Consider the following 1,232-nt stretch of genomic DNA (forward strand, 5'->3'; position numbering starts at 1 on the left):
GCGACGATACCTTCAGCGGCGACGCGGGTCGCGGCCTTGGAGGCCTTGTTGCCGAGCTTGACACGAAGAATTTCTTCGGCCTTGGTCATGTCACCATCGGCTTCGGTCAAGGCCTTCTTGCATTCCATCATGGGCGCGTCGGTCTTGCCGCGCAGTTCTGCCACCATGCTTGCGGTAATTGCCGCCATATTTTTCTCCTGAGCTTTTAAAACAGGCGGAGCTTAGCGCCCCGCCGTTACAACTTTATTCAGCTGCGTCCACAACTTCGACGAATTCGTCGTCGCTACCAGCGGAAACAATTTCCTGCATGACCTGATTGCGGCCTTCGAGGATGGCATCAGCCACGCCGCGGGCGTAGAGCTGGATGGCACGGGAAGAGTCGTCGTTACCCGGGATGACGTAAGCCACGCCGTCCGGAGAGTGGTTGGTATCGACCACGCCGATGACCGGGATGCCGAGCTTTTCGGCTTCGGTGATGGCGATCTTGTGATAACCGACGTCGACAACGAAGATGGCGTCCGGCAGGCCGCCCATTTCCTTGATGCCACCGATGGATTTCTGGAGCTTTTCCAGTTCGCGACGGAAGGTCAGCGCTTCCTTCTTCGGCATTTTTTCCAGCTCGCCGGCTTCAACGGCCACTTCCATGTCCTTCAGACGCTTGATCGAGGTCTTGACGGTCTTGAAGTTGGTCAGCATGCCACCCAGCCAGCGCTGATCAACGAACGGCGACTTGGCGCGCAGCGCTTCTTCACCGATGATTTCGCGCGCTTGGCGCTTGGTACCAACGAACAAAACCGAACCACGATTGGCCGACAGCTTCTTCACGAAAGCCATGGCTTCGTTGTACTTGGCCAGGGTCTTTTCGAGGTTGACGATGTGAATCTTGTTGCGGGCACCGAAGATATACGGGGCCATCTTGGGGGACCAGAAACGGGTTTGGTGACCGAAGTGGACACCGGCTTCCAGCATTTCGCGCATGGTAACGGACATGGTAAAACTCCTTAAGGGTTGAACCTCCACCCGCCTGAAACGTCCGCCATTATTGAATTTTGGCAGACACCCTTAATCGGCGGATGTGTGGATTTTGGTCGCCTGCACCGTGCAGACCACCGTCTTTTCAGCCATAACGGCTGAGAAAAACCTGTGGATTATAGCAGCAGAACAGGCGTTCCGGAAGCTCAATAACCGTTCTGCTTGAGCGCCAGCAACTGCAGCATGCGCTCCAGATAGGG

The 1,232-nt window shown here is 56.2% G+C and carries 1 protein-coding gene and 1 pseudogene; both read right to left on the reverse strand.

Annotated elements, in window-relative coordinates; genetic code table 11:
* A pseudogene (locus ADADOO_RS03265) lies at window positions 1-188 on the reverse strand (translation elongation factor Ts); the annotation flags it as partial.
* A gap of 55 nt (window positions 189-243) precedes the next feature.
* Window positions 244-990 (reverse strand): 30S ribosomal protein S2, encoded by a 747-nt coding sequence (gene rpsB / locus ADADOO_RS03270; RefSeq protein ID WP_511274977.1) that lies wholly within the window; start codon window positions 988-990, stop codon window positions 244-246.
* Between the last annotated feature and the right edge of the window lie 242 nt (window positions 991-1,232).

Source organism: Azonexus sp. (genome assembly GCF_036170495.1).
GTDB lineage: Bacteria > Pseudomonadota > Gammaproteobacteria > Burkholderiales > Rhodocyclaceae > Azonexus.